Source organism: Flavobacterium orientale (assembly GCF_014638005.1).
Lineage (GTDB): Bacteria > Bacteroidota > Bacteroidia > Flavobacteriales > Flavobacteriaceae > Flavobacterium > Flavobacterium orientale.
On the sequence record NZ_BMFG01000001.1, the window covers coordinates 393761 to 410036 of the forward strand.

At 32.0% G+C, this 16276-nt stretch carries 14 protein-coding genes; 5 read left to right on the plus strand and 9 right to left on the minus strand.

The window, feature by feature from the left end; genetic code table 11:
* The first annotated feature begins 97 nt into the window (after window positions 1-97).
* Together ffh and IEV15_RS01695 are read left to right on the plus strand one after the other, a co-directional pair.
* Complete coding sequence (gene ffh / locus IEV15_RS01690) at window positions 98-1435, plus strand: signal recognition particle protein (protein ID WP_188360758.1); 1338 nt, start codon at window positions 98-100, stop codon at window positions 1433-1435.
* 65 nt (window positions 1436-1500) lie between these two features.
* Entirely contained in the window at window positions 1501-2388 is an 888-nt protein-coding gene (locus IEV15_RS01695) for a bifunctional 5,10-methylenetetrahydrofolate dehydrogenase/5,10-methenyltetrahydrofolate cyclohydrolase (protein WP_188360759.1), read from the plus strand.
* A 49-nt stretch (window positions 2389-2437) separates the two neighbouring features.
* Here the strand turns inward: IEV15_RS01695 and IEV15_RS01700 are convergent, their stop codons facing one another.
* From IEV15_RS01700 to rluF, 5 genes are all read right to left on the minus strand, one after another.
* Window positions 2438-3013 (minus strand): hypothetical protein, encoded by a 576-nt coding sequence (locus tag IEV15_RS01700; protein WP_188360760.1) that lies wholly within the window; start codon window positions 3011-3013, stop codon window positions 2438-2440.
* 80 nt (window positions 3014-3093) lie between these two features.
* Window positions 3094-3819, minus strand: a complete 726-nt coding sequence (locus tag IEV15_RS01705; RefSeq protein WP_188360761.1) for a sterol desaturase family protein — start codon at window positions 3817-3819, stop codon at window positions 3094-3096.
* 4 nt (window positions 3820-3823) lie between these two features.
* Complete coding sequence (locus IEV15_RS01710; protein ID WP_188360762.1) at window positions 3824-5071, minus strand: radical SAM protein; 1248 nt, start codon at window positions 5069-5071, stop codon at window positions 3824-3826.
* The gene (locus IEV15_RS01715) at window positions 5064-6752 is read right to left on the minus strand and encodes a hypothetical protein (protein WP_188360763.1); all 1689 of its coding nucleotides are present in this window, start codon (window positions 6750-6752) and stop codon (window positions 5064-5066) included. The genes IEV15_RS01710 and IEV15_RS01715 overlap by 8 nt, the downstream gene beginning before the upstream one ends.
* A gap of 143 nt (window positions 6753-6895) precedes the next feature.
* Window positions 6896-7681 carry a 23S rRNA pseudouridine(2604) synthase RluF gene (gene rluF, locus IEV15_RS01720; protein WP_188360764.1) on the minus strand — a complete coding sequence of 262 codons (786 nt, stop codon included), beginning with the start codon at window positions 7679-7681 and terminating at the stop codon, window positions 6896-6898.
* Between the two features lie 113 nt (window positions 7682-7794).
* On the opposite strand from rluF, the gene IEV15_RS01725 reads away from it, so the two are divergent.
* Entirely contained in the window at window positions 7795-9471 is a 1677-nt protein-coding gene (locus IEV15_RS01725; RefSeq protein ID WP_188360765.1) for a S8/S53 family peptidase, read from the plus strand.
* Here the strand turns inward: IEV15_RS01725 and IEV15_RS01730 are convergent.
* Genes IEV15_RS01730 through IEV15_RS01740 form a run of 3 tightly spaced genes read right to left on the minus strand, consistent with a single transcriptional unit; the run spans window position 9458 to window position 12225 of the window.
* Entirely contained in the window at window positions 9458-10318 is an 861-nt protein-coding gene (locus IEV15_RS01730; RefSeq protein WP_188360766.1) for an alpha/beta hydrolase, read from the minus strand. The genes IEV15_RS01725 and IEV15_RS01730 overlap by 14 nt on opposite strands.
* 29 nt (window positions 10319-10347) lie before the next feature.
* The gene (locus IEV15_RS01735; protein ID WP_188360767.1) at window positions 10348-11127 is read right to left on the minus strand and encodes a zinc ribbon domain-containing protein; all 780 of its coding nucleotides are present in this window, start codon (window positions 11125-11127) and stop codon (window positions 10348-10350) included.
* Window positions 11128-11130: 3 nt separating this feature from the next.
* On the minus strand, window positions 11131-12225 hold the full coding sequence (locus tag IEV15_RS01740) for a Nif3-like dinuclear metal center hexameric protein (protein ID WP_188360768.1): 1095 nt from the start codon (window positions 12223-12225) through the stop codon (window positions 11131-11133).
* 62 nt (window positions 12226-12287) lie between these two features.
* Here IEV15_RS01740 and lpxK point away from each other — a divergent pair, with 62 nt between their 5' ends.
* Complete coding sequence (gene lpxK, locus IEV15_RS01745) at window positions 12288-13313, plus strand: tetraacyldisaccharide 4'-kinase (protein WP_188360769.1); 1026 nt, start codon at window positions 12288-12290, stop codon at window positions 13311-13313.
* On the plus strand, window positions 13285-14100 hold the full coding sequence (locus IEV15_RS01750; RefSeq protein WP_188360770.1) for a purine-nucleoside phosphorylase: 816 nt from the start codon (window positions 13285-13287) through the stop codon (window positions 14098-14100). Before lpxK ends, IEV15_RS01750 begins: the two co-directional genes overlap by 29 nt.
* 1 nt (window position 14101) lies before the next feature.
* On the opposite strand, the gene IEV15_RS01755 is transcribed toward IEV15_RS01750, so the two are convergent.
* Window positions 14102-16273 carry an ATP-binding protein gene (locus IEV15_RS01755; protein WP_188360771.1) on the minus strand — a complete coding sequence of 724 codons (2172 nt, stop codon included), beginning with the start codon at window positions 16271-16273 and terminating at the stop codon, window positions 14102-14104.
* Window positions 16274-16276 lie beyond the last annotated feature (3 nt).

Consider the following 16276-nt stretch of genomic DNA (forward strand, 5'->3'; position numbering starts at 1 on the left):
AACCATCCCTAAAAAGGATGGTTTTTTTATTCAATTAACAGAGGTACATCCCGTTCTATTTCTTAAATTTGCACTTCATAAAATCAAAACTAGAATTATGTTCAGTAATTTAAGCGATAAACTCGACAAAGCCCTTCATATATTAAAAGGTCACGGAAAAATCACCGAAGTAAACGTTGCCGATACTTTAAAAGAAGTACGTCGTGCTCTGTTAGATGCCGACGTGAACTTTAAAATCGCAAAAGACTTTACTACTACGGTGAAAGAAAAAGCAATGGGTCAAAACGTGTTAACGTCATTGCAACCGGGTCAGTTAATGGTAAAATTGGTTAAAGATGAGTTAACCGAATTAATGGGGGGAGAGGAAGTTGGTATCAACCTTTCCGGAACACCAACAGTGATTTTAATGTCAGGTTTGCAAGGTTCCGGTAAAACTACTTTTTCAGGGAAACTAGCCAACTTTTTAAAAACAAAAAAAGGAAAGAAACCGCTTTTGGTAGCTTGTGATATTTATCGTCCTGCAGCTATCAATCAGTTGCATGTGGTTGGTGATCAAATTGGCGTTGAAGTATATTCTGAACCTGAAAATAAAGATGCGGTTGCTATTGCTCAAAATGCGATAAAACATGCTAAAGCTAACGGTTTTAATGTGGTAATTGTCGATACTGCCGGTCGTTTGGCTATTGACGAACAAATGATGAATGAGATTGCTAATGTTCACAAAGCAATCACACCACACGAAACCTTGTTTGTGGTTGATTCCATGACCGGACAAGATGCCGTTAATACAGCAAAAGCTTTTAACGACAGATTGAATTTTGATGGTGTAATTTTAACCAAATTAGACGGTGATACCCGAGGTGGAGCTGCTTTAACAATCAAATCGGTTGTAAACAAACCCATAAAATTTATCGGTACCGGTGAGAAAATGGAAGCTATTGATATCTTCTATCCTTCTCGTATGGCTGATAGAATATTGGGAATGGGTGACGTAGTATCGTTAGTTGAAAGAGCTCAAGAGCAATATGATGAAGAAGAAGCTCGCAAACTGCAAAAGAAGATTGCCAAAAACGAATTTGGTTTTGATGATTTCTTATCTCAAATTCAGCAAATAAAGAAAATGGGTAACATGAAAGACTTAGTCGGAATGATTCCCGGAGCCGGAAAAGCTCTAAAAGATGTGGAGATTGAAGATGATGCTTTCAAACATATCGAAGCTATCATTCACTCGATGACACCATTAGAAAGAACAAAACCAACTGTTATTGACGGAAAACGTAAAATAAGAATTGCCAAAGGTTCAGGAACAAAAGTGGAACAAGTGAATCAATTGATGAAACAATTTGACCAAATGAGCAAAATGATGAAGATGATGCAAGGCGGTGGTGGAAAAAACCTCGCCCGAATGATGGGTGGCATGAAAGGAATGAGATAATTTTCTACAATACAGACGCGATTTATCGCGTCTTATTTTTTTGACACAACTAAAACAACAGATACATGAAATTATTAGACGGAAAGAAAGTTTCGGAAGACATCAAGAATGAAATTGCTGCTGAGGTGCAGAAAATGAAAGATAATGGTGAAAAAGTACCTCATTTAGCGGCTGTGATTGTTGGAAATGATGGAGCAAGCTTAACCTATGTTGGTAGTAAAGTAAAAGCTTGCGAACGCGTGGGGTTTGAAAGTACTTTAATCAAAATGCCGAATACCACTTCTGAAACAGAACTGCTTAAAAAAATCAAAGAATTAAACGAAGACGATACTATTGATGGTTTTATAGTGCAATTGCCATTGCCAAAACAAATCGACACTCAAGAAGTGTTGATGGCCATTGACCCAAGTAAGGACGTTGACGGTTTTCATCCGGAAAATTTCGGTAAAATGGCTTTGGATATGAGTACTTTTATTCCGGCTACTCCATTCGGTATTTTAGAATTATTAGAACGTTATGGTGTTGAAACACAAGGAAAGCATACCGTAGTGATTGGAAGAAGTCACATAGTGGGTAGACCCATGAGTATTTTGATGGGAAGAAAAGGTTTTCCGGGAAATTCAACTGTTACTTTAACACATAGTTATACCAAAAATATTTCTCAAATCACCACTCAAGCTGATATTATTATTACAGCTCTTGGTGTTCCAAATTATTTGAAAGCAGAAATGGTTAAAGATGATGCAGTAGTTATTGATGTAGGAATTACTCGAGTTGCAGATGAAACCACCGAAAAAGGATACCGCATTACTGGAGATGTTGATTTTGATTTGGTCAGTAAAAAAGCTTCTTTTATTACTCCTGTTCCCGGTGGAGTGGGACCTATGACAATTGCGATGCTTCTCAAAAATACGTTATTAGCCAGAGAGCAAAAACGATTGAAGTTAAAATAAATAAAAAACCCAAGTGATGAGCTTGGGTTTGGTTTTTTTTAATACTAAATTAATTGATATTTATAGTTCCTGTTATGTTCATCTCTACCGGAATCGCTGTAAAATCTAATAGCTTTTTGAAATTACCATTATATTGAATAGTGTAGTTATTACCTCCATTTGAAATAATTTTTACAGTACCCGTAGGAGCATTTCCGCCTATTGAATTTTGAATATCCATTGATGAAGCTGACACTCCAGAAGTCCATCCCATGCATGCTCTTTGTTGGCTTAAAAGTATTTGTTCAAAATCAGAAGTAACATCTTCATTTTCATCAATAGAAATCTGATAATCACCTGCTATGGATTGACCTGGCAACATGAACAAATCAAAGGTTACTACTCCAACATTTGTTACGCCATTAAAACCATTGATTATAATTGAAACCCGGTCATAGGTGATTTCATCTATTTCAAAGGTGTTTGACATAGCTAAATATGTGATTCCTTGCGTTGGAGGTAGTGTATATGATACACCATTAATTTTGAATGTAGTAGAGTTTTGACTAGAATCACCATCACTACTACAGGAAACCAATCCAAAAAAGGCGGTTAAAAATAGACTTGCTAAAAAATTTTTTTTCATTGTGTTGTTTTTAAATTATTTGGTCCAAAAATATACTTTCCAAATAATATACAAAAATTCTTATTGTTTTTTTTACAAGTTTAACTTTTTGATTGGTCATTCAGTGTGCCCATAACTCTATCCCAAAACACAAAATAAAAACCAAAATTATGTCTTTGATTTTTTTGATGATGAATATCGTGATTAAAGGCATTGTTAAAAATTTGATTGAAATAATTTGATTGAAATAATTTGAAACCTAAATGAATTAAAATATTATACAAAGTCATAAAAGTAAAAAAAATAAGCAAAGCATAGGGATGAACTGGAATTAAGAAAACAACAATGGGAACAAAACCTATTGAAATGATTGCTTCAATCGGATGAAATGAAAAGGATGTCCAAGGTGTTGGATTGGTTGAAATATGATGTGTTTTGTGAAAATGATACAGCCATTTATGGGAGTGCATTAATCTGTGAGACCAATAAAAATAAGTGTCATGTATTACGATAATTAATAGAATACTGATCACAAAATAGATAATTCCATATTCTTCAAGGTCAGTATATATTTTTGTAAACCCTTTTTTATACCAATATATTAAGATGCCGGTTGATAAACCATAAATAAGCATTGCACAAATTGAGAATAGTATTTCGTGCTTTAGCTGTTTGAAATTCGGAAATTTATCTTGAATTTTTAAGGCTTTTAATTTCTTGAAAAAAAGGATGTAAAACACAAAATAAGCCAAACCTGCCAAAACAAAATACCTCAAGGCAAATGTCATTGCACCGATTAACCATTGATTGATATCAGAGTAAAACAAAATTTTAAGTTTTAATTTGTGTATAATTTGGACAACCTTTTGAAATCATGTCAGTAATACAATCATCAAAATTGTCATTAAATATTGATCCTGATTTCTGATGACAAAAAGGACAGGAATTAAAATCACCGTTAGCATCCAAATAAAAACTTCTATTTCCTGAAGCATAACAACCCTGTCTTCTTTGATAATAGCCATGATAGCTTATTAAAGGGAATGATTTATTATCAGAATTATAATTCATGTTAAAGTAAAAATCATCTAACAAAGCGGTTTTTTCATTTGATAGCACTACATTTTTATCAGTATAATGGCCAACTTCTTTTGGTTCTAATAATTGAATAAAAGAAACACCCCATTCTTTTGCTAGTTTTGCATAAGAAATTAAGTTTTCGGTAGATGTAAATTCATTAGTAACACAAATACTCAAAGCAACAACTAGGTTGTTATTTATTGCATTTTTGACACCTTCTTTTGCCCAATAAAAAGCATCTTTATAACCTCTGAATGTATTATGTTTTTCCGGATCAAAATGATCTAAACTTATAAAAACTCCGGTTAATCCACCGAGGTGTAGATTTTTGGCATTTTCATCAGTTAGTTTAAAGCCAGAAGTTAACACCCAAAAATCGGTGTTTTTTTTATCACAATGTTCTAAAATTTCTAAAATAGCAGCAATACGAAGTAAGGGTTCGCCGCCGGTTAAGTGTATTTGACTTACTCCCTTTTGTTGAATTTTTGTAATGTTTGACACAATTACTTCAGTAGAAAGATTGTCTTTAGTATTTAAATTTTCCCATTCATAACAATGTTCACATCGTAACGAACATTTTTTTGTAATAGAAACATAGGCATTAATAAATTGATTTACTTTTTTTTTCATTGGAATTATCCGGTTCATTTCCGAAGCAATAAAATTTTGAAAGGAATTGCCATTCCAACCCGGAGTATAAAGCCCCCAGTAATATCGATTATTTAAATGAATTAATTTAAAAAGGCGGTGTTCGCCAATTGCTTTTCTCCTTTTTTTGTCTAATCTAAGCGGTACATAAATCCAATGCCAAGGATTTCGATAGTTTTTTATTGCAATTTTAAAAATGGTTATTCGAAATAAAATTTCAATCCATTCTTTTTTTAAGCCGGTTATTATATTTCTGCTTTTTTTAATTGAGGCAATTTGGGGTTGATTCAAAATGGATTTTGTATCATTTTGAGTTAAAACAAGCTGATTGTATTTTGGATAGTTAATCATTTAAAGTAACCATTTGCTTTTGTTTTAAATTGTTTATGAAATGTAAATATTCGTTTTTTGAATAGATAGAAAGAGCTCCATCTTGTTTAAACTTTTTTAATTGCTTCACTTTAGGTTTGCCTTTATAATCTCTGATGTATTCATAGTAACCTCTATTTTTTAGAAAGACACTTTCTTTTTCCGATGTTGAGTTGCTTTCTTTGTCGAAAGTGACAATCACTTCATTTCCAATATTGGGTTGTATCAATCTTTGTTGATCTTCAAAAAGTAATAAATTTTTAACATCAATACCTTTTTCATCTATGGCAGAACTAGGGTTGTATTTTTTCACAATCAGATTTTCATTCTGACTGAAATCAATTGCTGCATAATCAACTTCCCAAAACATGAATCCACATTCTAATTTTATTTCAACTGTATTTTTTTCTAATTCATTTAAATCCAGCGGTACAATTATGTCCCGAAATGCCATCGGACCAACCGGATATATCCGATCAATTATTTTCCATTCATCATTAATTTTTATAGAAATTGTCAGCGGAATTCCTTGATTGTTCTGCCAAGAGATGTTTTTTTCAGCAGGAATTTTACTTTGACTTTTTTGAAATTTGTTATAATAAGAACCAAAATGTTCATTAAATTTTCCATAAATCAAATCAAGCCAATAAGTGTTTTTTGTAGTTATAAGTAACTTGGCTTTAGAACTGCTGGTGGTCTTATCAAATTTTAATTCTAGTGAATTAAATTCGGAATTAGAGTCATAATTATCAAAAGAAAAGCAAATGTTGTCTTTTTTAGTAAGTGTGTTTAAATCTATGTCTCTGCTGTCATTAATTAATTGAATAGGACTTTCTTTTTTTGAAACACTGTGAAGATTTCCATTTTGATCTATAAATACATCGATGTTGCTAGTGTGATTCACAACAATTAGTTCAACTAAATCAGTGTGTTGAATTTCCATCAATTCATTTGTAATTTTAATTACAAATTCATTTGAATTAGAACTATAATTGGGAAGTTTTATAAAGTCATCTCTTTCTAAAGTTGGCAAAATAGCACCGGGATATAACTCACCCACAAACTCAAAAGTTTCTCCGTTTTTGACATAAACAAATGGACATGAACTTTTTGTAGCTGCAATGATAATTGCAATAACGGCAATAGTTCCAAACGTAAATCCTAAAACGTTTAACAATGTTCTCCCACTATCCTTATCATATACTTCTACTTTTTCAATTTGATCGTAAGGAATTGTTATTGATTTACCAACTTCAAAAGGGATTTCTTGAGAAGTATAAAAATGTACCTCATTTGTTTTTATTACTTTCTTTTTATCATACTGATAGGCACTTTTCTTCTTGGTAGGGTTGTATAATAAATGCTTTTTTGAAATAGAATCTATTTCTCCCTCAATACTTTTATTATCTTCATTTAAAACGATATTCTTTAGGTGAAAATCATTGTTGTTTGTGTGCAATACAACATATTTTTCATTTTTGTTGATGGTGTTATAGTTTTCCGAGAAATTTTCAGAACTTGTTGGAAGGTTTTTGACGTTGTAATAGGAGCATGAAATAACTAAATTTAAAAAAATAATTACTTGAAACCATGCTACAATCTGATGGTGATTTTTAATTTTTTTTATCAGATTTTGATTTGTTGATATCTTTATATTTTTCATAAAATATTATTTTAAGTTTAAATAATGTGTTAAAAATAAAAGATTCGGAGTGATTAAATTTACAAAATATAATAATTCACCATGTCAATTTAATATAAATTATATAGAAATTGCTATTTTTTCAATCAATTTTGAGAATTATATTACCTTTTTTTTGGAGTAAATTTAAAGGTTTCCGGCTTCGTATTAATTTTAGGCAGACTCGCTTCTTCCGTTTTGCTTGAAGGTTCAATCAATTGATTTAGTTCATTAATTTCAGCTTCTGATAAATCACGATATCTTCCAACCGGAATATCTAAAGAAATATTGATAATTCGAATGCGTTTTAAAGCCGTAACTTCATATCCCAAATACTCACACATTCGTCTGATTTGTCGATTTAAACCTTGCGTTAAAACAATTTTAAAAACAAATTTACTAATCTGTTCTACTTTACATTTTCGAGTAACGGTATCTAAAATCGGTACGCCATTTCCCATTCGTTGGATGAATCTATCGGTTATGGGCTTGTCAACGGTGACAATATATTCTTTTTCGTGATTGTTTCTTGCACGAAGAATTTTATTTACAATATCACCATCATTTGTCATAAAAATCAAACCTTCACTGGCTTTATCCAGCCGTCCGATTGGAAAAATTCGTTCAGGATAATTGATATAATCAACTATATTATTTCGAACTGTTTGATTGGTGGTACATTCTATGCCGGCCGGTTTGTTAAAAGCCAAATAAACAGGTTTTTCTCTGTTTTCACGAATCAGTTTGCCATCTACTCTGATTTCATCAGCTTCGCTAATTTTTGTACCCATTTCAGGAACTATTCCATTGATGGTTACTCTTCCTTCTGAAATTAATTTGTCAGCTTCTCTTCGTGAACAATACCCCGATTCGGATAAAAATTTATTGATTCGTTTTCCTGAATTTTCCATGATGGCAAAGGTAACTTTTATTCATTAATTTATGAAAATCAATTTTTTAGATTGTGTTTATAAAATTATTAAATTGCAATGATTTTAAAATCAAAAAATTAATTCCGAATTGAATGATTAGGACTGCTTTTTTTATTGTTTTATTATTTTGGATTTCTGATTCGTTTGGTCAAAATCGAAAGGGACAATTTCATTTAAACCAATCAAGTGAAACGCACGAATTATTTGTGCGATTTTCAGCTTCGGTAGATTTTTCAAACGAAGATTATAATGCTATTGCAAAAAATCATATTCCGGGTTTCGAAACCTTGCAGAATGAATTTTCCATTTCTTTAGAAAAAGGAATTTTAATGGAAGAGGAGACACTTTACCGAATGGAACAAAATGCGTTACAGCTTAATAACGACGACGGTTCGATAAAAATTTTAAAAAATATTTTAAAGGTAAACATTTCAAACCCAACCAATGAGCGACTTCTGGAACTCGCTACAAAATTGGAAGAATTATCAAACGTTGACTATTGTAGTCTCATCTCACTCGAACCCATTCGACCACCTTTTGATATTATGCCGGTTACTCCAAATTTTGAAGCAAATCAAAATTATATTGCAGCAAATCCTGGAGTAAATATGCAACATGCTTGGAATTTGGGATTAATCGGAAGCGGTATCAAAATCAGAAATGTAGAATACGGATTCAATAAAAATCATGAAGAATTCCATCAGATTAATGCTTTTTTAGCTGCAGGAATGACGGTCAATTCGAATGCTTCTGTTGATTATACAGAACATGGTACTGCTGTTTTTGGAATTGTTTATGCTCATAAAGGCAATTATGGCGTTTCCGGAATGGCACATGGAGCAACTGAAATGATTTTGTTTCCGGAGTGGCAACAAACGGGTTATAATCGAATTTTTGCGATATCACAATCCATTCAAAACTCTTCGCCTGGAGATATTATTATTTTTGAAATGCAAACCGGCGGTCAAAACGATCAATTTGTTCCGGCAGAATATAACAATGTGGTTTGGGATTTAACATTGGCCGCCTCCAATAGTGGAATTATTATAGTTGCAGCAGCCGGTAACGGAAACCAAAATTTGAATTCAGCTTTTTATCAACCTTATATGAATCGTGGCGATAGTGGTGCCATAATTGTTGGAGCAGGAACTTCAACTTTGGCTCACAATAAATTGTGGTACAGTACTCATGGCACAAGAGTAGATGTTCAAGCTTGGGGTGAAAATGTTTATACAACAGGTTATGGCGATGCTGTGGTAATTGGAAATGATTTCAACCAGCGATATACCAATTTTGCAGGAACAAGCTCTGCAACTCCAATTGTTGCCTCTTGTGCGATTGTTTTACAATCTTATCATCATTCCTTAAATGGAAACTATTTGACCGGTCCGCAAATGAGGGAATTATTAAAAGTCACAGGAATCGCTCAGGGAAATCCGGGGGCTGGTGCTATTGGTCCGATTCCAAATATGCAAACCGCTATTCAAAAGATATACGATGATTATGTGTTGTTGAATTTAGATGCGAATGAACTAACCAATTTTTCAGTTTTTCCAAATCCCGCTTCTGATAAAATTACTTTGATGGTTTCAAATGATTTGACAAAAAATGCACAAATAGAAATTTTCAATTCATTAGGTCAGAAAGTGTATCAGTCGTTAGTGCCTGATTCAAGAGAAATCAATATTTCCGGATATAATTCAGGGGTTTATTTTTTGAAGATATCTGATGGAAAATACGCAACCGTTAAAAAAATTAGTAAGCATTAGATTCGTTATCAAATAGGTAGTTATAGATTTTTTGATACATTTTTTCATCGTGCATGCTATGACCCAAACCTTGGGTTTCAATGAAAATTGCATTTTTCCAACTGCTTATAATTTTCTGACTTTCTTTAAATGATACCACATCATCTTCTGTGTCATGAGCCACAATTCCTGATATTTCAATAGTTGAAGCCATTTTTGCACCACTAAAATCGATAATTTTCAATTTGAATTTTTCTTCAAAATAGTTTTCCAATTGTTTTGAAACACGGTTGTTTAAACCTAAAATTCTTTTAAAATTAAAAATCAAAACATCCAAATCAGAAGGAGAACCTATTAAAATTAATTTTTTTATTGATTCAGGTTTGTAAAAATGTTGGTGAAATAAACAGGCAGAACCACCAATGGAATGTCCGATTATAATAGAGGGTTCAAAATGTTTCACAACTACATCGATGAAAGAAGCATATTTTGGCACATTGAATTCCACTCCATTTGATAAACCGTGAGCCGGACCGTCAAGTGCAATTAAGGTGCTCCCTGATTTTTGCAAATGATGAATCAGAGGTTCCCAACGCGAAGCATTACTTTCCCAACCATGAACTAAAATAATTTTAGTAGCATTTCCCGCCCAAACATATACCGGAAATTTGTGATTTTCTAATTCAAAAAAATCAAAAGAAGCTTGTTTTAAAATGGTAGGCAAATTTTCATTTTGTAGTCTTCCGGCTCTTGGAGTACTAAAAAATGTATAGGCAATTTCTTTGGCTTTTTTGGGATAGATATAGCTCAAAAGATTTATAAAATTGCCAATGCAAAAAATAACGACCGAATTAAAAAATTGTTTCATAAAAAAAACCCCGATTGGGGTTTTAAAGATTATATGCTTTTAAATACGCTTTCCATTTTTTCTCTTTCCTCATTGGCTAAAGCAGCATCAACTAAAATTCTACCACTATGTTCGTCAGTGATAATTTTTTTTCTGGCAGCTATTTCAACTTGGGTTTGTGGTGGAATGGTAAAGAACGATCCGGCAGAAGCTCCTCTTTCTATAGAAACAACAGCTAATCCGTTTTTAACACTGCTTCTGATTCTGTTGTAAGCAGCTAAAATTCTTTCTTCAATTTTACCCTGATATTCCGCAGAAAGGTTCATTAAAAATTCTTCTTCCTTTTGAGTTTCAGACATGATATCGCCTAATTCTGCTTTTTTGTGTTCTAAATGATTTTGTTTAGAAGAAAGTTTTTCTGTTGCTTCAGCAATTTGAACTTTCTTAAATTCAGTAGAAGCTTTCATTTCTTTAATGTGCTTTTCTGCTAACTGAATTTCTAATTCTTGGTATTCAATTTCTTTTGTTAACGAATTGAATTCTCTGTTATTTCTAACGTTTTTTTGTTGCTCAGTATATTTTTTAATACCTTCTTTATGAGCTTCAATAGCATTTTTCTTTGCTTTAATTTGCTCGTCAATAGTATCTAAATCTACTTTTAATTTCTCTGAACGCGATTTCAAACCTGCAACTTCATCTTCTAAATCTTGCACTTCAAGAGGCAATTCTCCTCTGATATTTCTAATTTCGTCTATTCGCGAATCAATTAATTGCAAATCATAGAGTGCTCTTAACTTCTCTTCTACACTCATTTCTTTAACGTTTGTCATAACTTAAAAGTACTTAACTGGATTTGTATTTTCTTCTGATAAAATGATTGCAAAATTAGGAATTTTTTTGATAAGAAAATCAACAATATAATTTTTTGTGTAACGTTCGCTTTCATAATGTCCAATATCTGCTAAAAGTAACTGATTTTCAGCTTCATAGAATTGGTGGTATTTCAAATCAGCGGTTAAAAAAGCATTGGCTCCTTGTTTTAGGGCTTCTTTTATGGCAAAACTCCCTGAACCTCCTAAAACAGCTACTTTCTTTATGTTTTTATTTAAAAAAGTACTATGTCTAATGCTTCCACATTGCATTTTTTCTTTTACCAAATGCAAAAATTCTGATTCTGAAATTGCTGTTTCCATTTCGCCAATCATCCCTAAACCAATGTTTTGATGTTTGTTTTGCAGTTCATAAATTTCATAAGCTACTTCTTCATAACAATGATTTTGAAAGAGTGCCTTTAAAATTTTTGATTCCAAATGTTTTTCAAATGTAACTTCTATTTTAATTTCTTCGTTTTCAACAAATTCAAATCGTTCGCCAATTTCCGGATTGCTGTTCTCATTTCCTAAATAGGTGCCAATGCCTTTTGAATTAAAACTACAGTCTTCGTAGTTGCCAATGGTTCCTGCTCCGGCTTCAAAAAGTGCATTTCGCAATTCAATATGATTTTCAGGAATCGTATAGGTCACCAATTTTCGAATAAATTTTTCTTTAGGGACTAATATTTTAGTGTTTTTTAAACCTAAAGCATTGCAAATAATTTTATTCACTCCTTCTTTATGATTGTCTAAAGCAGTATGAACAGCATAGATGGCAATGTCATTTTTAATGGCTTTGATGAGGACTCTTTCCACATAATTTTTTCCGGTTATTTTTTTTAAACCGGAGAATAAAATGGGGTGAAAACAAACAATAAAGTTGCATTTTTTAGAAATGGCTTCATCAACAACATTTTCTAAGGCATCGTGACAAACCAGTATTCCGGAAATTTCTTGATTTTCATTTCCGGTTAATAAACCGACATTGTCAAAATCTTCTGCATAAGCCAAAGGAGCTAACTCTTCTAAAACTTGAATAATGTGGTTGAGTTTCATTGTGGTGTAATTGATGGATTAGTTTATTTCTTTCAAAGATAAAAATTACCTACTTTCGTACTATGATTTTAATTAGAAAATTACTTTTTCCATTTGCAATTTTATATGGTTTTGTGACAGCCATTAGAAATTTTTTATATGATAAAGCAGTTTTAAAGTCATTTTCATTCGATGTCCCGGTTATTGCTGTTGGTAATTTATCTGTTGGAGGAACTGGTAAAACACCCCAAATTGAATATTTAATCAGAATGTTGCAAGAAAACTATCAAGTTGCTACTTTAAGTCGGGGTTATAAACGCAAGTCTAAAGGATTTCTCTTAGCGAATTCCAAGTCAACTGTTTCAGATTTAGGTGATGAATCGTTCCAATATCATACAAAATTCCACAATTTACAAGTAGCTGTCGATGCCGATCGGGTAAATGGAATAAGTCAATTGTTGCATCAAACTATTCCACCTCAAGTGATTTTGTTAGATGATGCTTTTCAACACCGAAGAGTTAAAGCCGGATTTTATGTTTTATTGACCGCTTTTGACGATTTATATATTGATGATTTTATGTTGCCAACCGGTAATTTAAGAGAGTACCAATCCGGTGCAAAAAGAGCTTCGGTGGTAATTGTTACCAAATGTCCCATTGATTTGTCTGAAAAACAACGACTTGAAATCGAAAAAAAATTACAAGTAAAAAGCTATCAAAAACTTTTTTTTAGTAGTATTTCCTATGATGAATTTGTGTATTCTGAAACTACAAAAAAAGCAATTAAAGAAATTAAAGAATCAGAAAAACTTTTAGTTTCAGGAATTGCAAAACCAAAACCATTTTATGATTTTGTACAAAAGGACTCCGATGAAAAATTGACTTTCAATGATCATCATGATTTTACTGAAAGTGATATTGATTCGATTCGAAATAAATCCAAAGGAAAAATTATAGTGACTACCGAAAAAGATTATATGCGGTTAAAAGGAAAATTGAAACCGGAAAAATTATTCTATTTACCAATTAAAAGCACTTTTATTCAAAACGAATTAGAATTTATAAATACAATTAAAAATTATGTGGAACAAAGTACAAGAAACCGTTAGTTATCTCAAGAAAATAACAAATTTCACACCTGAATTTGGTGTGATTTTAGGTTCAGGATTGGGTTCGTTTACTCAAGATTTAGAAATAGAATTTACGATTCCTTATGCTGAAATTCCGAATTTTCCGGTATCGACAGTTCAAGGTCACAAAGGTGCTTTGGTTTTTGGGAAAATTGGTTCCAAGAAAGTAGTAGCAATGCAAGGAAGGTTTCATTATTATGAAGGTTATGATATGCAAACGGTTACATTTCCGGTTAGAGTGATGAAATATTTGGGTGTGACCAAACTTATTGTTTCCAATGCATCCGGTGGTGTAAATGCTAATTATGTAGTGGGTGATATTGTGGTGATAAAAGATCACATCAATATGTTTCCCGATCATCCGCTACGAGGTCAAAACGACGAGCGATTCGGACCGCGATTCGTGAATATGAGCGAGCCCTATTCGTTAGACATGATTAAACAATTGAAAACAATTGCAACGCAAAATGCAATAAGTTTGAAAGACGGAATTTATTTAGGACTTCAAGGGCCCACTTTTGAAACCTTGGCAGAATATAAAATGGTAAAAATTTTAGGTGCTGATTGTGTAGGAATGTCAACCGTTCCTGAAGTTATTGTTGCCCGACATATGAATGTAGATTGTCTTGGAATTTCGGTCATTACCGATATGGGGAATGAGGAATCAATTCATGAAGTAAACCATCAAGAAGTGTTAGAAGCTGCCCGAAAAGCAGAACCTAATGTTAGAAAATTAATTAAATTATTTATAGAAAATTCGATTTAAACTAGCTTAATTGTTGCGCAATTACTTTATAAAAATTGTCGGGATTAAATGGTTTTGTAATTACATCATTCATGCCAAAAGAAAGTAACATTTCTCTATTCTCATTTAACGAAATGGCAGTTAGAGCAATTATTGGGATTGTTTTGTTGAACGTTCTGATTTTCTCAGTTGCTGTCGTTCCGTTGATTCCGGGTAAGTGAACATCCATTAAAACTAAGTCGAAATTGTTGTTTTCCACTAGCGTGATTGCCTCTTCGCCATTGTCAACAATCTCACAAATCATCTCTTTGTTTTCAACCATTTTTTTGGTAATCATCTGATTGATTTTATTGTCTTCAACAACCAATACTTTTTTATTGCTAAAAACTGCAGAATCATATTGTTTTACAACTTCAACAAACGTTTGATGTCCAATTTTAAAATCTAAAGCAAACGAAAAACTGGAGCCAACATTTACGTCGCTTTTAAGTTTGATTTCGCCACCTAATAGATTTACCAATCGTTTTACAATTGCTAAACCTAGTCCGGTTCCGCCATATTTTCTATTTATTTCAACGGAGCCTTGTGAAAAACTTTCGAAGATAGCTTCTTGATTTTCAGGCGGGATTCCAATGCCGTTGTCATTTATATCAAAATAGATTCTGGTTAAATCCTCTTCATTTGTTTCTAAAGGAATTATTTTTGCACTAACACTTACAGTTCCGTTTTTAGTAAACTTTAAAGCATTATTAATTAAATTGATAAATATTTGTGATAATTTAGTCGGGTCGCCAATTAAGTTTTCAGGAATATTCTCGTCAATATCCAATACAAAATCATTGTTGTTTTTGCTGGCTAAATCTTTAAAAGAATTTTGTAAATCTTCCAGCAATTGCTTGATGTTTACATTGATGCTCTCAATTTCAATGTTTTCACTTTCAACACGGTTAATTTCCAGTATATCATTAATGAAGTTCAACAGATAATCACCTGAAAATTTAAGCGAAGTTAAATATTGTAATTGCGATTTTTTTGGTTTTTCCTCCAGCAGTAAATGTGAAATTCCGTTGATTGCATTTAGTGGAGTTCTTAACTCATGACTAACTGTTGATAAAAATTCTGCTCTGGCTTTTGAAGCTTTTTCTGCTTTGTCTTTGGCCAATTGAAGCTCGGTATTTTTATCTTGAAGCAATTTATTTGTTTGGCTTCTAATAATATTATTCTTGTATAAGGATAAACTTAGAAGTGATAAAATTGATATTAAAGCGATACTTAACAAACTAATTAATTTAGAAAATTTTGTAGCTTTTGCTTGTGCTTTGTTTTCTTTATCTAATTGTTCTATGGTTTTAAGTCGTTCAGTTTCTTTGAAACTCATGAAACCTTCTGCACCAATTTTTTTTTGATTAATTGCTAAAATACTGTCTTTAATTAAAACGTGATTTTTTAAAAAAGTATGCGATTTTGAAAGATCTAAAACGCGTTCATATGATTCACTTAATGCTTTATAAGTATTTGATTGTACTTCTAAGTTATTGTATTTTTTTGCTAATTCGATCGCACGATTCAAATAATTTAAAGCCAAATTATTTCGAGAATTTTCTAATTCGATGGCACCTAAAAGGTAATATGCTTCAGCTTTAGTTTTAAAAGTATCTTCTGCATCACTTTTAGAAACTATAGTATTTAAAATTTTAGTAGCCAGCTGAAATTCATTTTTAGCTTTATAAACTTTTCCTTTTTGTAAATTAATTAAATCTCTTGCTCCTTCAATTTTTAATTCATTATAAATTTGTTCTGCATCTCTAAAATAGTTCTCTGCTTTTGAAAATTCTTTTTTCTCAATATAACAAACCCCAAGATTATAAAAAGAGTAAGCCATTTCTGCCGAAGGCTCTAAAGTTTGATACAAACTAATGCTTTTATTAAATGTTTCAATGGCATCAGAATAGCGTTTTAATTCTAAATAAACATTTCCCAAAAGTGAATATGCCGCAGCTTTCGCTTGAACATTGGATGATTTATCTGCTTTTTCAATTGCGTTTTGTAAATTCTCTAACGTTAAACTGTAGTTGTTGTTTTTTAAATTAAAATTGGCCAAATCCATATAATAGGAAGTGCTATCATTTATAGAATTGATTTGTGCGAAAGATGAAATTGTAACAAATAAAAAGTAGAAAAGTAATTGTTTCATACT